1 protein-coding gene is annotated in these 247 nt (G+C 42.9%); it reads right to left on the minus strand.

Translation table 11 applies throughout. From position 1 onward, the window contains the following. Window positions 1-54: 54 nt before the first annotated feature. The coding region (locus tag TT13_RS11515; protein WP_207644255.1) for a hypothetical protein at window positions 55-247 on the minus strand (193 nt) is incomplete at its 5' end.

Below are 247 nucleotides of genomic sequence, written 5' to 3' on the forward strand. Positions count from 1 at the left end.
TTGCCCCGCCTAGAAAACCTCGGTCGCTCTTGTTGCTGTGGTGCTAAAGCAATCTCATAGTGCCATTGCATCAGTCACCCGCTCTTCATCAGATACACGACTAACAATTACTTCTGTGCAACCGATATTTTGATAAGCCTCGGCTAATTTCTCGGCTTGCTGCTTGGTGTTCCGAAAAGTCTCGCTCTTAGCACCGTAAATATTTATAAAGCTAATTTGATACATAACTATGTTTCCTCTTTCTGTT

Source organism: Weissella oryzae SG25, assembly GCF_000691805.2.
In the GTDB taxonomy this organism is placed as follows: Bacteria; Bacillota; Bacilli; order Lactobacillales; family Lactobacillaceae; genus Weissella; species Weissella oryzae.